Origin of the sequence: Companilactobacillus tucceti DSM 20183, from assembly GCF_001434665.1 — a bacterium.
Classification (GTDB): Bacteria; Bacillota; Bacilli; order Lactobacillales; family Lactobacillaceae; genus Companilactobacillus; species Companilactobacillus tucceti.
Genome location: NZ_AZDG01000012.1, coordinates 43,788 through 66,431, shown reverse-complemented (window position 1 = coordinate 66,431; position 22,644 = coordinate 43,788). Strand labels below are relative to the sequence as shown.

At 33.2% G+C, this 22,644-nt stretch carries 23 protein-coding genes, 1 CRISPR repeat array and 1 riboswitch; of the genes, 2 read left to right on the top strand and 21 right to left on the bottom strand.

What is annotated here, in order from left to right:
• Positions 1-80: 80 nt before the first annotated feature.
• A complete protein-coding gene (gene manA, locus FC72_RS06505) occupies positions 81-1,046 on the bottom strand; it encodes a mannose-6-phosphate isomerase, class I (RefSeq protein ID WP_057765985.1) in 966 nt (321 codons plus the stop codon).
• Positions 1,047-1,064: 18 nt separating this feature from the next.
• Positions 1,065-1,715: a redox-sensing transcriptional repressor Rex gene (locus FC72_RS06500; RefSeq protein ID WP_057765983.1), complete on the bottom strand. Its 651-nt coding sequence runs from the start codon at positions 1,713-1,715 to the stop codon at positions 1,065-1,067.
• 137 nt (positions 1,716-1,852) lie between these two features.
• On the opposite strand from FC72_RS06500, the gene FC72_RS06495 reads away from it, so the two are divergent.
• Together FC72_RS06495 and FC72_RS06490 are read left to right on the top strand one after the other, a co-directional pair.
• Positions 1,853-3,763, top strand: coding sequence for an ABC-F family ATP-binding cassette domain-containing protein (locus FC72_RS06495; RefSeq protein WP_057765981.1), 1,911 nt, complete (start codon positions 1,853-1,855; stop codon positions 3,761-3,763).
• Between the two features lie 56 nt (positions 3,764-3,819).
• Positions 3,820-4,674, top strand: a complete 855-nt coding sequence (locus FC72_RS06490; RefSeq protein ID WP_057765979.1) for a DUF368 domain-containing protein — start codon at positions 3,820-3,822, stop codon at positions 4,672-4,674.
• 24 nt (positions 4,675-4,698) lie between these two features.
• Here the strand turns inward: FC72_RS06490 and FC72_RS06485 are convergent, their stop codons facing one another.
• The 19 genes from FC72_RS06485 to dnaX all read right to left on the bottom strand — a co-directional run bounded on the left by FC72_RS06485 (position 4,699) and on the right by dnaX (position 22,637).
• Positions 4,699-5,334 carry an FMN-dependent NADH-azoreductase gene (locus FC72_RS06485; protein ID WP_057765977.1) on the bottom strand — a complete coding sequence of 212 codons (636 nt, stop codon included), beginning with the start codon at positions 5,332-5,334 and terminating at the stop codon, positions 4,699-4,701.
• A 100-nt stretch (positions 5,335-5,434) separates the two neighbouring features.
• Positions 5,435-6,516: a CRISPR direct-repeat array (repeat unit 36 nt; unit sequence GTTTTACTATTACTAAATCCTTAAGAGTACAAAAAC).
• 26 nt (positions 6,517-6,542) lie between these two features.
• Positions 6,543-7,559, bottom strand: a complete 1,017-nt coding sequence (locus FC72_RS06480) for a P-loop NTPase family protein (protein WP_057765975.1) — start codon at positions 7,557-7,559, stop codon at positions 6,543-6,545.
• A gap of 2 nt (positions 7,560-7,561) precedes the next feature.
• Positions 7,562-7,885, bottom strand: coding sequence for a CRISPR-associated endonuclease Cas2 (cas2, locus tag FC72_RS06475; protein WP_235805157.1), 324 nt, complete (start codon positions 7,883-7,885; stop codon positions 7,562-7,564).
• Positions 7,882-8,790 (bottom strand): type II CRISPR-associated endonuclease Cas1, encoded by a 909-nt coding sequence (gene cas1 / locus FC72_RS06470; protein ID WP_057765973.1) that lies wholly within the window; start codon positions 8,788-8,790, stop codon positions 7,882-7,884. Before cas1 ends, cas2 begins: the two co-directional genes overlap by 4 nt.
• Positions 8,791-8,967: 177 nt before the next feature.
• Positions 8,968-12,354 (bottom strand): type II CRISPR RNA-guided endonuclease Cas9, encoded by a 3,387-nt coding sequence (cas9, locus tag FC72_RS06465; RefSeq protein WP_057765971.1) that lies wholly within the window; start codon positions 12,352-12,354, stop codon positions 8,968-8,970.
• A 96-nt stretch (positions 12,355-12,450) separates the two neighbouring features.
• Complete coding sequence (tsaD, locus tag FC72_RS06460) at positions 12,451-13,464, bottom strand: tRNA (adenosine(37)-N6)-threonylcarbamoyltransferase complex transferase subunit TsaD (RefSeq protein WP_057765969.1); 1,014 nt, start codon at positions 13,462-13,464, stop codon at positions 12,451-12,453.
• A 10-nt stretch (positions 13,465-13,474) separates the two neighbouring features.
• Positions 13,475-14,026, bottom strand: a complete 552-nt coding sequence (gene rimI, locus FC72_RS06455) for a ribosomal protein S18-alanine N-acetyltransferase (protein ID WP_235805156.1) — start codon at positions 14,024-14,026, stop codon at positions 13,475-13,477.
• Positions 13,995-14,717: a tRNA (adenosine(37)-N6)-threonylcarbamoyltransferase complex dimerization subunit type 1 TsaB gene (gene tsaB, locus FC72_RS06450; protein ID WP_057765968.1), complete on the bottom strand. Its 723-nt coding sequence runs from the start codon at positions 14,715-14,717 to the stop codon at positions 13,995-13,997. Before tsaB ends, rimI begins: the two co-directional genes overlap by 32 nt.
• Before the next feature lie 79 nt (positions 14,718-14,796).
• Positions 14,797-15,321 carry a folate family ECF transporter S component gene (locus FC72_RS06445; protein ID WP_057765966.1) on the bottom strand — a complete coding sequence of 175 codons (525 nt, stop codon included), beginning with the start codon at positions 15,319-15,321 and terminating at the stop codon, positions 14,797-14,799.
• A 60-nt stretch (positions 15,322-15,381) separates the two neighbouring features.
• Positions 15,382-15,488, bottom strand: a riboswitch (THF riboswitch).
• A gap of 49 nt (positions 15,489-15,537) precedes the next feature.
• Positions 15,538-16,287 (bottom strand): acyl-[acyl-carrier-protein] thioesterase, encoded by a 750-nt coding sequence (locus FC72_RS06440; RefSeq protein ID WP_057765964.1) that lies wholly within the window; start codon positions 16,285-16,287, stop codon positions 15,538-15,540.
• Positions 16,280-17,152: a 16S rRNA (cytidine(1402)-2'-O)-methyltransferase gene (gene rsmI / locus FC72_RS06435; RefSeq protein ID WP_057765962.1), complete on the bottom strand. Its 873-nt coding sequence runs from the start codon at positions 17,150-17,152 to the stop codon at positions 16,280-16,282. The genes FC72_RS06440 and rsmI overlap by 8 nt, the downstream gene beginning before the upstream one ends.
• A gap of 18 nt (positions 17,153-17,170) precedes the next feature.
• Positions 17,171-17,521: an initiation control protein YabA gene (locus FC72_RS06430; RefSeq protein WP_057765960.1), complete on the bottom strand. Its 351-nt coding sequence runs from the start codon at positions 17,519-17,521 to the stop codon at positions 17,171-17,173.
• Positions 17,522-17,532: 11 nt separating this feature from the next.
• The gene (locus FC72_RS06425; protein WP_057765958.1) at positions 17,533-18,486 is read right to left on the bottom strand and encodes a DNA polymerase III subunit delta'; all 954 of its coding nucleotides are present in this window, start codon (positions 18,484-18,486) and stop codon (positions 17,533-17,535) included.
• On the bottom strand, positions 18,486-18,809 hold the full coding sequence (locus FC72_RS06420; protein ID WP_057765956.1) for a cyclic-di-AMP receptor: 324 nt from the start codon (positions 18,807-18,809) through the stop codon (positions 18,486-18,488). The genes FC72_RS06425 and FC72_RS06420 overlap by 1 nt, the downstream gene beginning before the upstream one ends.
• A 2-nt stretch (positions 18,810-18,811) precedes the next feature.
• A complete protein-coding gene (gene tmk / locus FC72_RS06415; protein WP_057765955.1) occupies positions 18,812-19,462 on the bottom strand; it encodes a dTMP kinase in 651 nt (216 codons plus the stop codon).
• Positions 19,463-19,710: 248 nt separating this feature from the next.
• Positions 19,711-19,998 (bottom strand): YaaL family protein, encoded by a 288-nt coding sequence (locus FC72_RS06410; protein ID WP_057765953.1) that lies wholly within the window; start codon positions 19,996-19,998, stop codon positions 19,711-19,713.
• Between the two features lies 1 nt (position 19,999).
• Positions 20,000-20,599, bottom strand: coding sequence for a recombination mediator RecR (recR, locus tag FC72_RS06405; protein WP_057765951.1), 600 nt, complete (start codon positions 20,597-20,599; stop codon positions 20,000-20,002).
• Position 20,600: 1 nt separating this feature from the next.
• A complete protein-coding gene (locus FC72_RS06400) occupies positions 20,601-20,906 on the bottom strand; it encodes a YbaB/EbfC family nucleoid-associated protein (protein WP_420806046.1) in 306 nt (101 codons plus the stop codon).
• A gap of 33 nt (positions 20,907-20,939) precedes the next feature.
• Complete coding sequence (dnaX, locus tag FC72_RS06395) at positions 20,940-22,637, bottom strand: DNA polymerase III subunit gamma/tau (RefSeq protein WP_057765947.1); 1,698 nt, start codon at positions 22,635-22,637, stop codon at positions 20,940-20,942.
• Positions 22,638-22,644 lie beyond the last annotated feature (7 nt).

The window sequence follows — 22,644 nt, the reverse complement described above, 5'->3', positions numbered from 1 at the left end:
TTAAGAGGTGCCTCAGGTCCAAAATCATTCATCAATACGATTTGACAAAGAACCGAATTTATATCCCAATCTCATAAGAATTATTTTTCACCAGATTCAGAGGCAATTATATCAAGACCTCCATCTAGTGTCCATTCATTAACTGTTGCCGGAACAATCAAATGGACTCCCTTCTTTAAGTCATAATCCTTGCCATCAACAGTAATTTTACCACTACCATCAATAACTGAAATCAAAGTGTATTTACCAATATTATGTTTTAAAGTTGCTGGTTCGTTAATTTCCCAGCGATAAACAGCAAAGAATGGCGAGATAGGTGGTTGAACAAATGTCGTAAACTTGTTCTTACCTTCTGTCTTTGTTTGAATATCTAGTTTTGGATCTTTGTGAGGAACAGTAATTGTATCTTCTGATTGTTGGATATGCAATTCACGTTTCTTACCTGTACTCTTTTCGACACGGTCATAATCGTAAAGACGATATGTAGTATCACTACTTTGTTGTGTCTCTAAAGCCATGATCCCTTTATTTAGGGCATGTACTGTACCACTAGGAACATAGAAGAAGTCCCCAGTCTTAACTGGAACCTTTCTCAAAAGATCATCCCAGTCTCCTGATTCGATCATATGATCTAGTTCTTCTTTATTCTTAGCGTTATGTCCATAGATCAAGTATGAACCTGGTTCGGCATCAATAATGTACCAGCATTCAGTTTTTCCTAATTCATGCTCATGTTTCCATGCATAATCATTATCTGGATGAACTTGGACCGACAAGCTGGCCTCAGCATCCAAGATCTTTGTTAGCAATGGAAATACTTTGCCCTCTGGATTGCCGAATAGTTCACCATGACTTTTCCACAAATCATCAATAAATTGTCCAGCAAATTCGCCGTTTTCTACTTCTGAACGGCCATGGGGATGCCCTGAAATTGCCCAGCATTCTCCAATATCACCTGCAGGTAAGTCATAATCGAATTTTTCAAGCTTACGACCACCCCACATTTTTTCATGAAAGACAGGTTTTAAAAATAATGGTTCACTCACGTTAGAATCCCCCCAATCTTATTCTTCGTCCTCATTCAAAGACTTATCGCGGTCCAAGAAGAAAATCAAAGTCTGTAATTCATTTGCTAAATCAACATAGTGTACACGAATGTTATTTGGCACATTAATAATAACCGGCGTAAAGTTCAAAATCCCCTTTACTCCAGCATCAGCCAAAAGATTTGCCGTCACTTGTGCTGCGTTTGATGAAACTGTTAAAATACATACATCGATCTGTTGTAGATCTAATTGTTCTTTTAACTCTGAAACATCATAAACAGGCACACCACTCTTGACTGTACCTACGATCGATTGATCGATGTCAAAAGCTGCGGCAATTCTTACATTATTTGTTCTAGCAAAGTTATAATTTAATAAGGCGTTACCCAAATTACCGACACCGACTAAGGCAACATTAGTACGTTTGTCTTGATTGAGTAATTTTTTGAAGAAAGCGACAAGCTCATCTACATCATATCCGTAGCCCCTCTTACCTAATGCTCCCAAGTAAGAGAAGTCACGCCTTATTGTGGCACTATCAATTTTAACTCCCTCGGACAATTCTCCTGAGGAAACTTTTTGTGTGCCTTCGTCTTTTAAAAACTGGAAATACCTATAATAAATAGGTAACCTTTTAATAGTTGCGTTTGGAACTGTTGTTTTTGTCATATCTTACCACCAATGTGCGTTATTTCACTAATATTTATAGTAAATAAAGTTAAGCAAAAACGCAATAGATTAAGCCTATAAAGAACTAATTTTTAACAAAAAATACGAAATTGTGAACATATAAAGGGGTACTTAACTTGATTTTATTACAAGCTCAAAACATTACTAAAAATTTTGGAACAAAAAAGCTATTTGAAAATGTTAATTTTGAAGTCCAAGACAACAGTCGTATCGGACTAGTTGGTCGAAATGGTGTTGGAAAATCAACATTATTAAAAATCATTTCAGAACAAGAAAGCTATACTGCCGGGAATATTGCTCTAAAAAAAGATACAAATATCGGATACTTAGCTCAGGATTCTGGATTAGATCGTGACAATGTTATCTTCGATGAGATGGAAAAAATCTTCAATTATCTAAAAAAACAAGAAAAACAAATGCACGAACTAGAATCAAAATTAGCTGACAATACTACTAAAGACTACGATCAAATTTTAAAACAATATGATCAATTACAAAATACCTTTAGACAAGAAAACGGCTACGGATACCAATCTGAGATCCGTAGTGTTCTTAAAGGATTCGGCTTTGAAGAAGAAGTTTGGCACGACAAGATCTCTACTCTCTCAGGTGGTGAGCGTTCTAGACTAGCTATGGCAAAAATGCTTTTAGAGCATCATGACATTCTGCTACTTGACGAACCGACAAACCATTTGGATATTACTACTGTTGAATGGCTCGAAGGTTATTTAAAAAACTATCGTGGAGCACTGGTCATTATCTCTCATGATCAGTATTTCTTAGATAAAGTCGTTAACGAAATCGTTGAGATCAACCATCATTCGTCCAAACATTATTCTGGAAACTACACATTCTATCTAAAAGAAAAGAAGAAAAACCAGCAAGTTGAGTGGAAACACTACGAAGAACAACAAGCTGAAATCAAGAAAACTGAAGAGTACATTCAAAAAAATATCGTACGTGCTTCTACAACCAAAATGGCTCAAAGTCGCCGTAAAAAGCTGGAAAAGATGGATGTCATGGAACGTCCAGGTTCAGACCAAGCATCCGCTCACTTCTCATTTAAAATCGATAAAGAAAGTGGAAATGACGTCTTATTAATAAAAGATGCTGCAATAGGATATGATGATCAGATAATGTCTGAACCGATCAACCTGGATGTTAAAAAAGGTGAACGAATTGGTATTATCGGACCTAACGGAATCGGTAAATCTACCCTTCTAAAATCAATACTTGATCAAATACCTTTGATCAAAGGTACTTACCAATTTGGTGCTAATGTTCAAGTTGGTTACTATGACCAGAATTTGACAAATTTGGACCCACGTAAAGATGTACTTCACGAGATCTGGGACCTTCATCCTCTATTAGATGAACAAGTAATTCGTAACATTTTAGGATCTTTTTTATTCAGTGGTGACGATGTATTAAAACCAATTTCTGGATTATCCGGTGGTGAAAAAGCTCGTCTTACTCTGACAAAATTATCAATGGAACATGATAACTTCTTAGTAATGGATGAGCCAACAAACCACTTGGATATCGACAGTAAAGAAGTCCTAGAAGATGCCTTAAGTAACTTTGAAGGTACGGTTTTGTTCGTTTCCCACGATCGTTATCTATTAAATACTTTAGCCAATAGAATTGTTGATATCGGTACTAACGGCAGCACTATTTATCTAGGTGACTATGACTATTATCTTGAAAAGACAACCGACACTAACGAAGAAGAAGATTCCTCTGGTCACGTTGTAAGTGAGAAAAAGGTTGAATATCAACAATCTAAGGAACAACAAAAACAAGAACGTAAAATTCGTCGACAAGTTGAAAAACTAGAAAAGGAAATTTCTGAATTGGATAAGAAAAATTCTGAAATCCAATTGGAAATGACTAAAGAAGAGAATTTAACTTCATATACTAAACTAGCTGATTTCCAAAAAGAATTGGATGAAAATAAAGCTAAGCAAAGTGAACTTGAAGACGAATGGACTGAAAAGTCAATTGAACTAGAAGACATGGCCGATTAATTGTTAATTCCAAAATAATTTGCTATATTCTATGAACAAACTATTTAGGAGATTACATGCAAAATAAACAAGAAAATTTCTTTATCCGATTTTTCAAAGGTGTAATTATCGCATTAGGATTTATTTTACCAGGTGTATCTGGTGGAGTTTTAGCTGCCATTCTAGGCATCTACGAAAGATTACTCCATTTTATGGCTCACTTCAGAAAAAACTTCAAAAAAGATTTTATGTTTTTTCTACCAGTTGGTATAGGTGGAATCGTTGGAATTGGTCTACTGTCAAAACCATTAGAATTCCTCTTAGAACACTATCAAGTTATAGTTCTTTGGGGATTTGCTGGAGCCATCATCGGTACCCTACCCGCTTTAATAAAAGAGTCCACTTCTAGAAAGAAAAGAGATCTCGTAGATATTATCTGGTTTTTAGCCATGTTGATCCTAGGAGGATTATTCCTATTCTTCATGAGTGAAATATTTGGTACGATACCCGCCAACTTCATTGGTTTTGTTATTGCAGGTATGCTGATTGCTTTAGGAGTTTTAGTACCTGGATTAAGTCCTTCTAATCTATTGCTAATACTAGGACTTTATTCACCAATGCTAACTGGATTTAAAAACTTCGATATTATTGGTGTGTTTTTACCGATAGCTATTGGTGGAGCAGTTTCAATGATTCTGTTTTCAAAAGGTATGGAATTTTTGATTCAACATCATCATTCAAGGGTCTATCATTTTATATTAGGAATAGTAGTTGCTAGTACAATTTTGATCCTTATACCAAATCCATATTCTGAAGAAACAATATCTTATGCAGGAATCACTACTACCACCATCGTTATCAGTGTCGTTACTTTCATTCTCGGTGCCTTGTTAGGACTTTGGATGAGTAAACTTGAAGATAAATACAAATAAAAAAGCCGACTTTTTAGTCGGCTTTTAAAATACTCTCGCTAATTGTTTTGCTGATTGATAACCTCGATTTAAAATGCTTTGAGAATTCTTAGGGTCAAAATCCATCCCCTCAACAAAAATACTTTGATAATCGTCAATTCCCATAATATTAAAAACGGTCTTTAAATATTTGTCACCCAAATCAAGTTCTTGCAATTTTTTATCCGCACTGTGAAAACAATCTCCACTAGATTGTAAATGCAGTACTTTTTTATTGAGCAAATTACCTTGTAACTTAGATTGATCATTGTATTCAAAAGTATCCGGAATCTGCATAATAATATCCATGTAACTCTTCATTTCTGCTGGCAAGAAGAAGTTATACATAGGGTTAACAAAAACATATTTGTCAGATTGAACAAATTCATCAACATAAGATTGGCGTGCATTATTAATTGCTCGCTCATATCTAGTTAAAGTTGCCCCCGTGGACTTTTTATTATAAATGGATAACGCAGTATCATCAAAAGGTAATTTAGGCTCTTCGGAAACATTACGCTCTACTATCGTGTCATTAGGATTAGTCTGTTTGTACGATTCAATGAAGTTCTTATATAGTTCGATACTTGTGGACATTTTATCAGTCATAGGGTGAGCAATTATTGCTAGAAGTTGTGCCATTTTCGACCTCTTTTTTTGTTTTATTTTAGCAGAATGAGAATTTTGGGGAAACAAAAAGCACACCTACGTTTGATGTGCTTTTGATTGTTAAAAACGATGCGTTTTACTATTACTAAATCCTTAAGAGTACAAAAACTCAAGTAATACATAAAACAAAAAGTCGATTGTTTTACCACTACTAAGTTCTTAAGAATACAAAGACAATAATACCACAAGAATTGGTTATATTATTAGTAAGTTCTTAAGAGTACAAAAACACACGCTCGCGTGATACATCAAATCCCATTGTTTTACTATTACTAAATCCTTAAGAGTACAAAAACTCTATGATAATACGATCGAACAGCACTCTTGTTTTACTATTACTAAATCCTTAAGAGTACAAAAACCCTAAGTTTGTTGAAATGACTGCTTTACCGGTTTTACTATTACTAAATCCTTAAGAGTACAAAAACTCTTCAGATAAATCAGAAGTAGCTTTAAAAGTTTTACTATTACTAAATCCTTAAGAGTACAAAAACTAAGGTCGGCCAACAATTATTACATTTAGGGTTTTACTATTACTAAATCCTTAAGAGTACAAAAACGAATATTGACGCACACTTGGAAGTGCTAAAGTTTTACTATTACTAAATCCTTAAGAGTACAAAAACCTATCATCATTAGTTAATCGACTGTAATCGGTTTTACTATTACTAAATCCTTAAGAGTACAAAAACATAGCAATGACCTCATCCCTGCTCTTATGAGTTTTACTATTACTAAATCCTTAAGAGTACAAAAACCACACGACAAGTTATTAGAGTTGGTCACCCGTTTTACTATTATTAAATCCTTAAGAGTACAAAAACTGGCAATCTGTCGATAGTTTAATAGTAGAAGTTTTACTATTATTAAATCCTTAAGAGTACAAAAACCTGTATCAGTATCTGTTGCTGTTTTAGATTGTTTTACTATTATTAAATCCTTAAGAGTACAAAAACAAACTGTAGAGTTTAGTCTTAACGGTTTTAGTTTTACTATTATTAAATCCTTAAGAGTACAAAAACTCAGGTATTACGCAGGCTATCAAGGTTAATGTTTTACTATTATTAAATCCTTAAGAGTACAAAAACGGATAAGTTTTAACAACATCTAATTGAATTTGTTTTACTATTATTAAATCCTTAAGAGTACAAAAACCTCAAATCCAAAAAACTAACACGTTATCAATCTTCTAAAAATTTGGTTTCTGCATCTGTCAGTAACTGATTTTCAAAGTCTAACGACGTCTCGTAACCAAGAATTTCATTTACTACTTTTAATAATACCAAATCTTTAGCATTTAAAAACAATTTTTCCTTACTTCCAATAAATGGAATTATTCTTTGCATTGCCTTAACAAATCGATTTTCATCACAATCAAACTCATTAGGATAATTATTCTTAACTGAAACTAATAATTCATCAATTGGCAAAAGTTGATCAAAATTATCTGCCGCAACAATTATCTTCTCAATATCTGTACGGTCTATAGGTAAATTATCAAGATTATTGCTAATACAAATGACCTTTAAATTATAATCAGCGACGAACTCCTTTAGTTTAATAAAGAAGTTCGTTTTTTCTTTCTGTCCAATAAAACTGTCAATATTGTATAAAACTAGCCAGGTTAAGTGATTATCCTTTTCAAACTTATATTTTATAAAGTTCAAAAATTCATCTAATAAACTTTCTGTATTCATAAACTCTAGTGGATAATTCTTTGAATCCTCTTGATAATTTAAAACTAAGAAGTTTTTTAACATTTCCAAGTAATTCAAATCCTGAAAGTTAATTCGTAAATTATTTGAATAGTTATCTAAGAACTCTTGTGATCTAATCTCCAATCGAAAACTTTCGTTATTCATATCCTCAATGATTCGATTAATCTCAGTATCGTCGCTAAAGTCATTTAATAATTCAAATAATAAGGTATCTTTCTTATACTCCATTTGATGATAGATACTATCTCGATTATTTATAAAGAAGACATCCGTATTTTTAACGGAAACCTTATCATCATCAACATATAGTTCAATATTATTATCACCATAAATATTAGTCGCTAAACTAGTGCTACGATTGAAATAGTAATATAAACTACGGAAAACCGTCCACAATTTTTTATGATCTATTCCAGTTAAATAAATAATGTCGTCAAAATCCACATCTAGAAATTTTTGATTTTCTAATTCAATTTTCATTATCATATGATCACCAATTTTTTATTACCTACTACGGTTTCTTGTTTACTTTTACTTCCAACAAGTACCTGCATATCTTCAAATTGCTTTTCACTAACTGACATGAGTCTTACTTCGCCATTTTCTGGTAAAAAGTATTCAATTGCTTTTTGATATTTCTTACCAGATAAGCGGTTAGGAATAGAGCGATAATAAACAGAATACTGTAGCATCATAAATCCATTTCGAATTAATTCTTTTCTAAAAATTCGATATTGTCTCTGTTGTTTAGGAGTATCCATGGGTAAATCAAATAAACACATCATTCTCATATTTTGATATTTCAACTTTCTTCACCTACAAAATTTTTTAAATCAATAGTTAATAAGGCCTCTGGTTCTTCAGCCTCGATTGCAGTTATAAAACTGGTGACAAATTCCTGCATAGAATTATCTATCGACATTTTCTTACCTTTTACTTCAAGCTTTTGATTCATGAATTCAATTATCTCTAATCTTGATTCATAACTTAAATAATTTTTATCTCCAAGGAGATTCTGATTGATCCAATAATCCATTAAGGGACGATACGGTTCCATCAAATCATCTACTAGATTGAAACTGTTAAATTCATTCTTATGAAATATTCCCAACATAGTAACTAGCCCATTACCTACGACAATTCTTGCCATACAAGATCTTAAAATAGCATAACCAAAATTCATGGCAGCATTAATAGTACTGTCATCCCCACGAGTAAAGGTTTTTCCGTACAATGAATCAAAATATACTTTAGCAACATGACCCTCTCGATTAGTTTTATCTCCGGCAACCAAATCAGCAACTAGATCTTTCATTAGTTCTAAGCGTTCCTGTTCAACACCAGACCACCTAGCGAAGGCTATTTGATTATCCATCTTTTGCTTAATAACATTTTGCCAAAGTAAATCCTTTTGCTTAGCAGTCCAAGAAGCCTGTTTGATAACTCGTTTAGAATAGTGATGATATTGACCATATGGTAAATATATCCCCACTGGCAAATATTTATCATCACAAATTACTAAAGCAATATTATTTTGACTAAAGCTAGACATCAATTTAGTTGTTATTGATGTTTTATTACCTTCTAGTACAACCATTGTTATATCTGATAATGGAATATAGTATTTATCATCCTTCTTTCTAATTTCCAAATTATCTAATCTGAGCCTTAGTAGATCCCCTTCCTTAACATGAACGATTCTCCACGCCATAATTTATCCTCCTGAATTTTTTTGTAAAAAAAAACCACCTAACAAGTAGGTGGTAAATTCGGAATAAATCCTTATTTTTGTAGATCCTTAAGAATTTAGTAATAGTAAAACGTCGAATGAATATATTCAAACATATAAGGCGTCCCTTACAAAATTCATAATATCATAAATTATCCATTAATCAAGGACATCTTTAGGATATTCTCCTTCTTTTTCTACATAAAAAGGATTGCCTAATACATCAGTATTTACTTTCCATATTTTACAGTTTTTGGGAATCAGTTTTTTTATAATTTGTTTCTTTGCATTCCCATAAATTGGCCAATTATCATCCTCTGTTTTATATTTATAAATTGGCTTCAGTTCCGCATACCCCTTTTGGCTATCCATGGTCCTAGACCAAAACAGCATCTCAACACTTTCATCAGTCTCCATATTCTCAACCTTAATACGATTTTTCTTGTACAAAGTAAACATAAATTCAGAATCATCAGAAACTTTTTCCCGATGCTTTATTTCTAAATACTTAGCCTTTTTAATGCCATAACCTTCACCCTTATTGAACTTGAGATCAGAATACTTGATACCCATAATTTCGTATTCACCTGTTTCATGATTCAAATAAATATCTGTGCGCCATGGTTTCAATGACTTCAAAATAACGTGTTTATTTTTAGCGTTATCAGGTGTGACATCAATACTAGAACCGACTTTTTTATCCAAGTATTTAAGTTGCTTTATTTCAGGTCCGTTATTTTTCTTGGAATATTTTTTTACTGGACCGTGATCTTGACGATAAAGTTCAAATGGTGAGATTCTTACTACCTTCACTTTATTATTACTCATTGTTCTTTCAATTGAATCAGGATAAGTATTCATGATCTTTTCTAAATGATTAAAGCTCCTTGGATCATACTTATTTAATAAAAATTTAGTCTTGTCTTTATCGTAAATCCTCTTAAATTTAGCATATTCATCTGCATCATAAATATTCTTGATCTTTGCAACTATATATTCTGATTCTTTTTTATTCTTTGGTGATTTTGCAACTCTAGTTGAATAAATTGTTGAATCACTAACTTTACGATTCATTTTTTTATCAATTTGATGAGAGAATTTAATTCTATCAGTAGCATTCCTAAGTTCATTATAAAAGCCATTATAAGGTTCATCATACGCATATTTGTTAAACTCATCATTTCCAATAATTTTACCAGTCTTAATATCAAAAAAATCTTCACTTTCAACATTTGAAGGGAAAATACTAGAACCCTTTTTCCAAATATTTAAAAATGGCGTTGCAGCAATTATAGTGGCATCTATTGCATGATGATGATAAGTATCTCTATTCTTGTTTATCTTCCAATGCTTGCGTAAATTGGAAGTAAATTTACCACGAATAATGGAAATCTTAGTATCCGATTCTTTTTCTTTAAAGAACTCCTGCAAATTATTCAAAACTACCCTGGATGCATATCTGGTATCAACTAAATTACGAGAAATAAACCTCTTTCTAGTTTCAATGTCACTAACATTTTCAGAGAAAAGATAATTTTTACGTTTATTATGATCTATTCTTGGATTTTTCATTACCATGGCCTTCATTGAATCGAATCCTTGACCATATCCCTCATTCATATACTCAAACGGTGTTTTTTTATCTTTAATTTGATTCAAGCCAGAATTACAAAGTGTTTTATTATTAAAGCTATCATCAAAAGAAACTGACTGTGGAATAATATGGTCTATTTGAAAACTATCAGGATTATTTAACAAATCAACTGCAGATATTGGTTTGCCCTCATATAGATCCATTCCTCTTTGTTGATACCAAAGTCTTATCTTAAAAAGGAGTTTAGACCTATGTACTCCCAATTTCTTGTCAACGGTGGATTTATCTCCAATCGCCTCTGTGAATTCTTCCAATGCAGCATCTTTTAGTCGTCCATTTGCTTTTTGGAACTTTTCGATTTGATCTTTTGCTTCATCTTCATTTTTGTCACGTGGCATTTCAACAACAATATACTCGATATGACCATATTCTTTTAAAATTGCATTAACTATCTTCAAAGCTTCACGGACTGACTTAGATGCTACTGGATTGTATATATCTTCAGCAATTTTTTTATATGGCAAATATTTATAGTTGCTAAACTTCTTGCCACTATTTTTGATCAATCCCATTTCATTTATCAAAGTCATTTGTTCAACTGGACGTTTTATCATTTCTGGGATCAACAGCTCCATCGTTTTAATAGAGAATCTATGCCATTTATTATTAGATTTAATATCAAAACTTTCTTTATTATCAATAATTGTCTGAATCAATTCATCAGTAAGAAAATCATATTCTGGCTGCAGACGATTTTTTAATTGATTTCTAATTTCACCATTTTCAGTATTAAGAGTCAAAATGAAACTTAACTTATTTATAAAATCATCCGGCCAATTAGTTATATCAATTTCAGATTCTAAAAGTTTTTTATGGACTTTGCGATAAATACGCATAGAGCTAATTTCAGGTTTGTAATTCTTGTCAGTTCGATAACCACTGATATCAGATTCTTCACAACCAGCAATTTTCTGAATAAGTTTCATCATATTGACATTTGAAGTTGTACTTTTTAATTCCGAAATAATTTGTTCTTTATTTTCAGTCGTTAATTTTTGATCTTCATATGATGAAATATGCAAATTATTTAAATCATTCAAAACATTAAACAGTTGTGCAGTAAATGATGCTCCTGAAGCTCTTAGTTCTTCAGGGTATATTTTGTCGTGTCCTATTAATTCCTCAAATAAATTATTTAGTGTTCGACCATCTTCTTTATAAATACCGTAGTCAGTCCTAGATTTTTCGCTACCTGGTCCAACAAAGTAGTCTCTTTTTCTAGTAAGTATTTGACAATACTTTTCTTCAAATTCCTCTGTTAAAATTCCAGGATAAAATTCTCTTTGTTTTTCTATTATTCTTTTAGCTTCATCAAGGTATGCTTTTGTAGGGAAAACATTCAATAAAATTTTTTCTTCATCAATAACAACCTTACCCCTAATGGCACCATATTCATTCAAACGTTTTAATTGTATTTGCGCCGGAGTTTGATTTTTTAACTCACTATTATTGATCTTCAATCCATTTTCATATTCAGAACCTTCAGATTCCTCATCAGCGTCTTTTAAATCGTAACTAATACCACGTCTTTTAACAATATGATACAAACCATCGGCAATTTCTGAAAGTGACAACTTTTCAGACAATCCCTTGACTCGCAATTCATACGGATCAGAATTATTTGCGAAGTGGTCAAAATAATGTTCATCTTTTTTTGAATCAATCAATTTAAATTCATTAAATAATTTAACTGTATCCTTACGACGTTGTTTCTTTCGATTGATTAATCGTCTAGTGCCACGCATCTCTCGACGCGCTTGGTTTTCTGTACCAATTTTACCGTTTATCAGGCGTGATCCAAGTTCTAAAACTTTACCAGTATCAACATCTATTACACTATATCCAACTGATGAAACACCAATGTCTAACCCCAAACTTATTTTTCGATCCACTTCAAATCCCCCCAATTTAACTAAAAATACACAAGTTTAATATATCACAACCTTTTAATACAAAAAAAGAACAAAAAAAATCGAGTCTCCTCGATTTTAAAAGTCCAAGCTAGGATCTGCATTAACTGTTAAATCAGCAAAATCCTTCTTATCATATTGTATTTGTGCAATTGCTCCGATCATGGCTGCATTGTCGCCACATAATCTTAATGGAGGGAAAATCAGATCCATATCCAAATTACGTTTTTCAATATCATCCTTCAAACATTGACGTAATCCTTGATTAGCAGCAACCCCTCCGGCTACTACTAATTGTTTAACTGGATGTTGTTTTAAGGCTCTGAATACTTTATTACTTAAAATATCCAACACTGCTCCTTGAAAACTTGCTGCTAAGTCATCTTTGTTAAGTTCTTCATGTATTTGATCAGCATGATGAACACGATTTATAAATGAACTCTTAAGTCCACTAAAACTAAAATCAAGATTATCTTCTTGAACCATCGCACGTGGAAAATCAAAAATATCCTTACCTTTTGCGGCCATCTCATCAACTTGCTTACCAGCAGGATAATTTATACCTAAAACACGTCCAATTTTATCGTAAGCTTCACCAACTGCGTCATCACGTGTATCACCTAGTGTTTCAAATTCACCCGGTGCACGAACTAAAACAATTTCTGTGTGACCACCTGAAACTAGTAAGGCCATAAATGGGTATTTCAAATCAGCTACCAGATTTGCGGAATAAATGTGACCAGCCAAATGGTTTGACTTGATCAAAGGTAGATTATGAGCAAAAGCTACTGTTTTTGCGGCCATAATTCCAATCAGCAATGATCCCACCAAACCAGGACCATAAGTTACAGCCACGGCATCTAAATCATCATAAGTAACTTCGGCTTCATTCAAAGCCAGATCAATACAATGTGTGACCTCTTCTACATGATGACGACTAGCAACTTCAGGTACAACTCCACCAAATCTTTGGTGGCTTTTAATTTGTGTTGCTATTATATTGGACAAAATTTCTTTACCATTCTTAATAACTGCAACACTAGTCTCATCACAGCTACTCTCAAATGACAGTATTAATGTATCTTTTTCCAAGGTTATCTCCCTATAAATCAACCACCATTTCTAATGCATCATGATGATTTCTAAAATAATATTTCTCATGAATAGTACGTGTCTTAAAGCCAAAAGCTTTATACAATTCAATAGCAGATTCGTTTGTAACATCAACTTCTAATGATATTTTCTGAAAATTTTGCTTACGGCAATATTCAAAAATTTGATTTAAGAATAAATGGCCGATTCCATCTTTTTGTAATTCCGGAAGTACTGCAATATTTGTTATATGCGCCTCTTTAATATCTCTTAAAGAAACACCAATAAAAGCTACACAATGATTTTTCCTGATCAATGAAAGATAGAGTGCATTTTTATTTCTAAGTTCAGTATCGACCACATCCTGTGGCCAAGGTGCAGGTTTAGAATAAATGATTTCTTGAATATTCATATAATCATTGGAATCACTTAATTCGGCTTTTTTTAAAACCAATTGCTGACCATTAATAGTTACTGACTGTTTTTCAAATGGGTATTTATCCGGTGATCCTGAAGGCCAAAATGTTTCTTTAAACTTCTTCAACATAGGAAATATTGCCATATTTTTTATGTCCCTTTTGATACCAATCATGCTCAGCTTGAGTTAAACGCAGATATGTTGGAACAAAACTATCTATATCCGAAACAACAGGTTCGTTTTCAGAAAGTTTTGCTAATTTATCCGCCTTTGGCAAACTGTCTTTAGTATTTAAAATCTTAACCTCAGGATATTTTTCTTGAATTAAGTCAGTTAAATGATCAGTCGCATTAATAAACTCTAAATCCTTTGAATCATATTTCTCTAACAACTCTAGTAATTTAGACATTGAAGTATGGTGATCTTCAATCAAGTTAGTAAGTTGATTATTAGAATATTGGTAAACCCCGGCAAAGGCGTTATCATTTCTAGCGTCCATTAAAGGCACTAATATTTTATTCTCATCCCCATCAGCTGCTAAAACTTTTAGGCTAGATACTCCTACTAAGTTTTTCTTCAAAGTGAAGGCCAACGTCTTAGCTACAGTAACTGCAATACGAACGCCCGTATATGATCCAGGGCCTTTAGCCACCGCAATCAAATCAATGTCATCAATTGACAATTCTGATTCTTTTAGTGCTTTTTGAATATCAGGCAGTAAAGTAACACTATGAGTTTTCTTTTCAGTCGACTCCAAAGCAGCTAAAACATTTCCATCATCAACCACAGCAACAGTCAATGGTTTATTTGAAGTGTCAAAAGCTAATATTTTCATAAATATCCCCTCATTCTTAATAGCATTATTCTACCACAAGTTATTTGTGCAAAAAAAAAAGACCTTACGGTCTTTAATATTAATTAATTCTGTTAAATCTCGAATTGCTGATCCATTTAAGAACCAAGTACAAAATTCCAGTTTGATAAACCAAGCTGATAGCCTCTTTCAACAGTCTTGGCATTAGTAATACTAGATATGGAACATTAGAAATCATATGGATCCATAAAGTATTCATCAAAGTATTAACTATTACTACCATTAGGATAGTTGTAATTAACACTCTAACTACTGTTACTTTTTTATTGTAGAGCATTACTCCGTAAATAATTCCACTAACGATAGCCGATACAGTGAATCCCCAAAAGAATCCTCCTGAACTCGGCAAAATTACCATTTTCATTATATCCGCAATTGCCATCGCAATAGCAGCCTTATAAGGTCCAAAATAATATCCTATTAAACCCATGGCCACAAAGCTAAAACCAACTTGTAAAGCATTACTTCCAATTGAAAAACGGCTCAAAACCATTTCCAATGCAATTAATATTGCCATCCACGTAAGTTCGTGAACAGTGATAGTACTTCTACTCTTACTTAACATATTGACATCTCCTCATAGGAGCTGCCACCGAATATAACTAGAGGCTAATTAACTATATAAAGTGGCGAATGCGGAAACAAAACCGCGAGTTGAGATATTGTCTAACTCTTCGTCCAATGTTCACATCCCGTTCCATTGGCACTTCACGCTTTGAATCCTACTCCAAAATTATTACCCCAATATACTAGCACAAGAAATTAAGTTTACAAAGTACTTTTATTTATCTTCCCATGACATTTCGGCAATGACATTTAAATCGTCACCATTTTTTATCCAGTGCTTAGTTACTAAACCGTCATCACTTATCTTTGCAAAAACCTCTGGGTGGCTATTTATATTCAATTCTTTTTCGTATTTAATATCCATGGTCTTAACCCTATGTTTTTCAACAAAGTCGATTCCTAAAGAATCTACCATCCAATCGAAATAATATGAGTTATTAACGTGACGATTAACATCAATATTGTAGTAACCTATCTGTTGATTTTTCTTGATGTCAAACTCATCCGGTACTTTAATACGTGGGAAACGCTTGATCTTAGTTATCTCCTTAGCACCAAACATATCAGTTAGTTTATCCGAAGCACTAACCATCTTACGTTCATTTACGTCCATGATAACAAAGGCACTTTCCAATTTGACCATATTATTACCTTCTAAATCATCGATCCAAAAATCACGATAGAAGAAATATTTATTATAACTTGTTGCTCTAGTTCTAACGTTCAATTTCTGACCTAGATGTGGCATTGACGTAACGTCCATATGGTACTGAACAACTACCCATCCTAAACCACGCTTTACCATTTCTGAACTATCAGAATCACTTTGATGCAATTGCTTTTCTGAGGTTAATATCATTGCGTCCACTAGCGAAGACAAACGCATGTCCCCAGTTAAGTTAGCAAAATAAAAAGGAAATTCCATTTCTTGCGAGAAAATTTGTTCTTCGGACAATTTATTCATCCTTTCCGATTCCGTGATATAAGTTGTAAACAACTTGTTTCTTCAATAAGTTTTGATTTGCAATATCTTTGATAGCTTTATTAGGCTTTATGCCTTCTTGAATTTGTAAGTCAATGGCATTTATAATTTCGGCATCGGTCATTTCAGCATTCTTTTCAATAGTCTTACCTGAAATTATGATAACAAATTCACCTTTTGGATCATGCTCTTGATAATACTCCAGTGTTTGAGAAACCGTACCTCTTAAAAACGCCTCGTGAATCTTTGTTAACTCGCGAGCTAGTGTTACTTGTCTATCTTCACCCAACGAATCTTTTAAATCTGTCAAAGTCTTTACGACTCTTTTAGGTGATTCATAAATAATCGATGTCTCAACTCTTTGAGAAAGATTTTCTAAGGCTTCAGTTCTTTCTTTACCTTTTCTTGGCAAAAAGCCAAAGAAATAAAACGGTTGAGGTTCTATCCCTGATGCTATTAAGGCACTTATCGAAGCCGTTGCTCCTGGTAATGGTACAACAGAAATATCATTTTCAATCGCTGCTTTAACTAATTCTTTCCCCGGATCGCTGATTGATGGTGTTCCCGCATCGCTTACCTGAGCAATATTTATTCCCTGCTCTAACTTTTCGATCAATTCTGGGATACGTTGTGCTGTATTGTGTTCATGAAAACTTATCAAATCAGTTTCTATTTTGAAATGCGTTAATAATTTCATTGTATTTCTAGTATCTTCAGCTGCAATCAAATCAACATCTTGTAATGTCTTTACACTTCTAAAAGTCATATCTTCTAAATTACCAATCGGTGTTGGCACTAAAAAAAGGCAGCCCTTAGAATTGTCGACAAAACTCTTTTGTTCTCTCATTCAATTAGCTCCCTTACTTTATTTTTTTGATTTTTTTTCATGATTTCCATAAATCACACCATAACAAAAGACGCATTCCTCATCTTCTTTTCTATGTGATCCATAAAATTGCTGGCAAACATGAAATCCTTTTCGATACAATTTTTCCAAATTTAATCTCGAAGTGGATAATCCATTTGCCCCATAATCTTTATCTTCATAACCAAGCTTTTCAAGATGTTTACGAAGATTATGATTCTCCATCTCCAATTCTTCTTTTTCCTCTAAACTCTTTGATAATTGTTCTTTTAATGATTCTAAACGATCATTCAAATTATTTAATTGATTAGAGATAGTCTCAAACTCATCGTATAAATCCTTTTCTGCCATAGTTTCACCCACTAATCCACAAATTTTAACGATAAATCTTCTAAGACTGCTTGAAAGGCGACATTACTTTTCCACATTTCTTCTGCTTTAAATAACTCATCCGAAAGATCAACAATCTTTTGAATATCCTTATTTGAAAGAATATCCTCTTTAATCAAAAGTGCTGGTTTAAAATTATACCTAATTGATAATATATCACTAAAAATTTGATTCATCATGTCGAATACCAAATGTTGCTGGTCCTTATTCTCTACTAACGGCATGATATCAGTTTGTACATCAATAAAGCTACTTATTTTTTTGCGATTACATTCTTTTAACCAATTGATTATTGCTGACAATAACAACTGGTAATTTTCACCAGACATCTCTTGTAAAAATTTAATATCTGAAACTTTTAAAGCTGATTTGGCCTGTGCTTCTTTATATCCTGCTTCAATTAAAGTATCAACTTCTTCGTTGTTGCTTTTATCCGATAAATGAAATGTTTGTACACGAGACCTTATTGTTGGTAAAAGCTGTTTAGCTGAATCAGCCAAAAGGATTATCATCAAATTACCTTCTGGTTCTTCAATTGTTTTCAACAGGTTATTACTAGCAGCATTAGTCATCTTTTCTGCTGCATCTATAATTAAAATACGTCTTTTACCTTGAGTTGCCGTCATACTGGCTTCTCTTTTGAAAAATTTTATATCATCAACACCGATACTTTGCTTATCCGTTTTTACTTCTAATACATCAGGATTATCTCCCAAAGCAATCGTTTTACAACGCTGACAAGTTTGATCCGGTGCTCCATCTTTTAAATTGTCACAAAATTGACTCTGCGCAAGCCAAATAGCAACCTCATGTCTTACTTTTGAGGATGCCTTATCAATCAAATAAGCATGCGACAACATATTGGCTTTTATAACTCTTTGAAATTCATCTAAAGTCTTGGATTGAGTTTCTAGTAATTCATTCATTAGAATCTCACAAGCTTATCTACAGGTAGGATAAAGCAAGTAGCTCCTCCAACTTGAACCTCTACAGGATCACTCATATTAGCAGCTTCAGGCAAAATAAAAGAAGGTGTTACAAATTGTGTTCTTGTATGACAATTTTCTTTTATAACATCAAGAGCCGCATCAACCTTTTCATCTTCAACACCTAGAATAAAGGTTGAGTTACCAGACTTTAAAAATCCACCAGTTGATGGCAATCTAGTTGAACGGAATCCATCTTTAACTAAATGCGCTTGTAATTGTTGACTGTCTTTGTCTTGAACAATGGCTAAAATAAGTTTCATAATTATTTTCCTCCATTAAATGTCTTAGGAAATCTTTTAAGTATTATATCTAGGGCATCAGAAACAACTTTTTCAGGTTTTTGCTCAGCGTCTACCCTAATAATTCTATCAGAATTTTCTTTGATCAATTTTTGGTAAGTTTCATGAACCCGTTTATGGAAATCAATTTTCTCTTGCTCCAAACGATCCATTGCCCCTTCATGGTCTTTTCTGATTCTAGCAATTCCAACTTCTGGAGTTACATCAAAATAAATCGTTAAGTCCGGTATAGTACCATTGATTGCAAAATCATTGATCTCTGCAACTTCCTTAGTTCCGATTTGACGTCCACCGCCTTGATAGGCTATAGAACTATCTACAAATCGGTCGCTTATCATAACTTTATCTTCATTAAGTGCTGGTAAGATAACATCTACTAAATGTTGTCTTCTTGCCGCTGCATACAACAATGCCTCAGTTCTATCATCCATATCTTGATCATGAATGCTTAAAATTATTTTGCGAATTTTTTCTGAAATGGGACTGCCGCCAGGTTCTCTGGAAACAACAACTTCTTTACTAGTTTCTTCTTTTAATAAAGGTAACAATGAATTCAAAGCTGTAGTTTTTCCAGCTCCATCTGGACCTTCAAATGAAATAAAAATTCCTGACATATAAATTATTCTCTCCTAAGTGATTATTACTATTTTACTTGAATCAGCTGACAAATCCAAGGCGATAGCCCTAAAAGACCTTTATTCTGTAAACGTAATATTTCTAAAATATAAACGTGCAACACTACATGGCTTTTTCCAATAAATACAAAAAAAGAGTCGTGACATAAGTCACAACTCCAGATTTTGTTTACGAACTTTTATAGACTATAGCGTGCACCAAAAGGCGGTTTGCCACACTTATCTTTTTACCAATGTTTTTCGGCTCTACTAGGTTGTCTCAAAAAAGTATCTTCTTCACCAAAGATAATATTAGTAGTCTCTTTGGCAGCCGCTTTTCTTCTCCTAGCTTCTAAATAGAGATATTGATATTTGATTCTATCAAGCTTTATCTCATTTTGAGTATCTTGTGGCAAATCAAATGATGTATTTACCACTTTAGTAGAATTATTGATTCTTTCTTGTATCTCATGAATTTTACCTAACAGACGATCGTCTTCAGATTTTTGGACACTTAATTTCTTTCTACCAAACATATTAAATCTCCCTACGGCCTTGAACGGCACTCTTTAGAGTCATTTCGTCAGCATATTCGATATCTGACCCAACAGACAAGCCATGGGCTAATCTCGTAACTTTAATGCCGGCTGGCTTAACTAATTTAGCCAAATATTGCGCAGTTGCCTCACCTTCTGGAGTTGCATTAGTTGCAATGATCAACTCTTTAACAGCATCATTTGTTCTCAAACGGTTCAATAATAATTTAATATTGAGTTCCTCTGGTCCAACACCGTCAACTGGTGACAACACACCACCCAAAACATGATAAAGTCCGTTGTAACTATTCATATCATCAATAGCCATTATATCTTTAGGTTGTTCAACAACAAGAATAGTCGATTGGTCACGACCTTCATCTTTACAGATAGAACAAAATTCATCTGTAGTTATATTTCCACAGATCTTACAATATCTTAAATCAGTTTTAGCAGAAACTAAATTATCTGCGAACTCTTGAACTCGACTTTTGTCCATACTTAAGGTAAAGAATGCCATTCTTGTAGCAGTCTTTCGGCCAATACCTGGAAGCATCATATAACTATCAATTAATTTAGAAATTGGTTCTGGATATTTCATACTACATCAACCCATTCGTATATTTTCCTAACTTAGACTGTTGGTCTTTAGCGACTTGATCAACACCATTATTAAATGCATCAATCAACATATCTGTTAATGTATCTGGATCATCTGGATCAATGACTTTCTCATCAACTTTAATATCTAATACTTTGTGATCACCATTTAATTTTACAGTTACTAAATCATCAACTGATTTACCAATATATTCAGTCTTTTTAAGTTCTTCTTGAGCACCTTGCATTTCTTTTTGCATCTTTTGGGCTTGGCGCATGAGATTTCCCATGTTTCCCATTCCACCCATATTAGGCATTCCTTTACTCATAAGTAGTTCCTCCTAGTCGTCTTTTATATCTACTATTTCATTGCCAAAAAGATTCAAAGCTTCATCAACAGCTGGATCCTTTTTAGGCTCTGCTTTAGATTCTACCTTGTCCTTATTCGGTAAATCAATATTATTAGAAATATATTCTTTTCTGATTCTTGGCCATTGATCTTTTGGAACTAGGACTATCTCACAATCCTTTTTCAAAAGTGTACCTGCGTTACTCTTTAATTCGTCCAAAAACTCAGTATCTTCTTGAACTTGTTCAAACCATAACTCAAAATCAAATGCCACAACTATCCCATCAACACTAGCTGCAACAGGATCAGCAACTCTCATTTTAGCACGTTGTGTTACTGAAAGCTTACTCATTAAATCGGGCCAGATATCTTTAGCAACAGCTAAATCTTTTTTGGTAGCATTATCCAAAACTTTATAGATTGCAGTTTTATTAAGATGGTTACTACCCTTTGCTTTTCGAGATTTTTTCTTAGGAAGTTCTTGTTGAACTTGTACATTGCCTGTGGAAAGATTTTTAATTTCACTCTGTAATTTTTTAACTTGTCCACTAAGTTTTTCGACTTCCTGATTGTCGGCTTTATCTTTGACATCAGTTTGATCCATAACTTGTGGTTCACTTATTTTAACAGTCAATATTTCCATATATACATCAGTTTGATTGGAATTCTTTAAATTTCTTTGGGCTGAACTGACTTGGTCAACAATATAAAATAGACGTTGATTATCAAACTTATCTGCCAAATCTAAAAGATCTTTAGTCATAATGGTGTTATCCATTTGATCGGATAAATCTGAATTAGAATTATAAAGAATCAAATTACGACAAACTCTAATAATCATTTCCGTAAATCTAATTGCTGAACGACCACTCTCCAAAATTTTATACAAGCTTTCAAGTGCCTGTGCAGATTCATTTTTAGCAATGGCTGACATGTATGCCGTTATTTGTTCATTACTTAAAGCACCAGTAACTTCTTGTGCATTAGTTAATGTCAGATGATCATCACCATACGATAACGCTTGATCTAAAATACTCAATGCATCACGCATACCACCTTCTGCTGATGCAGCAATGATATTAAGTGCTTCTTCGTCATAATCTATATTCTTATCTTTTAAGATATAAACCATTCGATCTAGAATATCTTGTTTAGAAATTCTTCTAAAGGTGAAACTTTGAGTTCTAGAAATAATCGTAGCTGGAATCTTTTGTGGTTCAGTTGTTGCTAATATAAACATGACATTAGCAGGAGGCTCTTCCAAAGTTTTCAACAAGGCATTAAAAGCACCTTGAGATAACATATGAACCTCATCAATAATATAAACTTTAAACTTGGCTTCAGTTGGTGCGTATTTAACCTTGTCACGAATATCACGAATCTCTTCTACACCATTATTTGATGCAGCATCTATTTCAATGACATCATTCAATCGGTTCTCGTTTGCAGCTTGGCAAATTTCACACTCATTACATGGTTCACCATCATGTGGATTCAAGCAGTTAACAGCTTTAGCCAAAATCTTAGCACAAGAAGTTTTCCCTGTACCACGCGGTCCGCTGAATAAATAAGCATGGCTGGTCATTTTACTTGCGACAGCATTTTTTAAAGTCTGAGTTATCACACCTTGACCAATTACATCTGAAAAAGTTTGGGGACGCCAAACTCGATAAAGTGCTTGATATGCCATTTTTTCT

Bases quoted from the DNA above. Each gene is read 5' to 3' on its own strand.
- FC72_RS06485 (WP_057765977.1), bottom strand. From the start codon at position 5,334: ATGGCACAACTTCTAGCAATAATTGCTCACCCTATGACTGATAAAATG.
- FC72_RS06425 (WP_057765958.1), bottom strand. From the start codon at position 18,486: ATGAATGAATTACTAGAAACTCAATCCAAGACTTTAGATGAATTTCAA.
- FC72_RS06430 (WP_057765960.1), bottom strand. From the start codon at position 17,521: ATGGCAGAAAAGGATTTATACGATGAGTTTGAGACTATCTCTAATCAA.
- FC72_RS06440 (WP_057765964.1), bottom strand. From the start codon at position 16,287: ATGAATAAATTGTCCGAAGAACAAATTTTCTCGCAAGAAATGGAATTT.
- rimI (WP_235805156.1), bottom strand. From the start codon at position 14,026: ATGGCAATATTTCCTATGTTGAAGAAGTTTAAAGAAACATTTTGGCCT.
- dnaX (WP_057765947.1), bottom strand. From the start codon at position 22,637: ATGGCATATCAAGCACTTTATCGAGTTTGGCGTCCCCAAACTTTTTCA.
- FC72_RS06500 (WP_057765983.1), bottom strand. From the start codon at position 1,715: ATGACAAAAACAACAGTTCCAAACGCAACTATTAAAAGGTTACCTATT.
- FC72_RS06420 (WP_057765956.1), bottom strand. From the start codon at position 18,809: ATGAAACTTATTTTAGCCATTGTTCAAGACAAAGACAGTCAACAATTA.
- FC72_RS06490 (WP_057765979.1), top strand. From the start codon at position 3,820: ATGCAAAATAAACAAGAAAATTTCTTTATCCGATTTTTCAAAGGTGTA.
- FC72_RS06410 (WP_057765953.1), bottom strand. From the start codon at position 19,998: ATGTTTGGTAGAAAGAAATTAAGTGTCCAAAAATCTGAAGACGATCGT.
- cas1 (WP_057765973.1), bottom strand. From the start codon at position 8,790: ATGGCGTGGAGAATCGTTCATGTTAAGGAAGGGGATCTACTAAGGCTC.
- FC72_RS06400 (WP_420806046.1), bottom strand. From the start codon at position 20,906: ATGGGTGGAATGGGAAACATGGGAAATCTCATGCGCCAAGCCCAAAAG.
- rsmI (WP_057765962.1), bottom strand. From the start codon at position 17,152: ATGAGAGAACAAAAGAGTTTTGTCGACAATTCTAAGGGCTGCCTTTTT.
- FC72_RS06480 (WP_057765975.1), bottom strand. From the start codon at position 7,559: ATGAAAATTGAATTAGAAAATCAAAAATTTCTAGATGTGGATTTTGAC.
- tsaB (WP_057765968.1), bottom strand. From the start codon at position 14,717: ATGAAAATATTAGCTTTTGACACTTCAAATAAACCATTGACTGTTGCT.
- tmk (WP_057765955.1), bottom strand. From the start codon at position 19,462: ATGTCAGGAATTTTTATTTCATTTGAAGGTCCAGATGGAGCTGGAAAA.
- FC72_RS06445 (WP_057765966.1), bottom strand. From the start codon at position 15,321: ATGTTAAGTAAGAGTAGAAGTACTATCACTGTTCACGAACTTACGTGG.
- recR (WP_057765951.1), bottom strand. From the start codon at position 20,599: ATGAAATATCCAGAACCAATTTCTAAATTAATTGATAGTTATATGATG.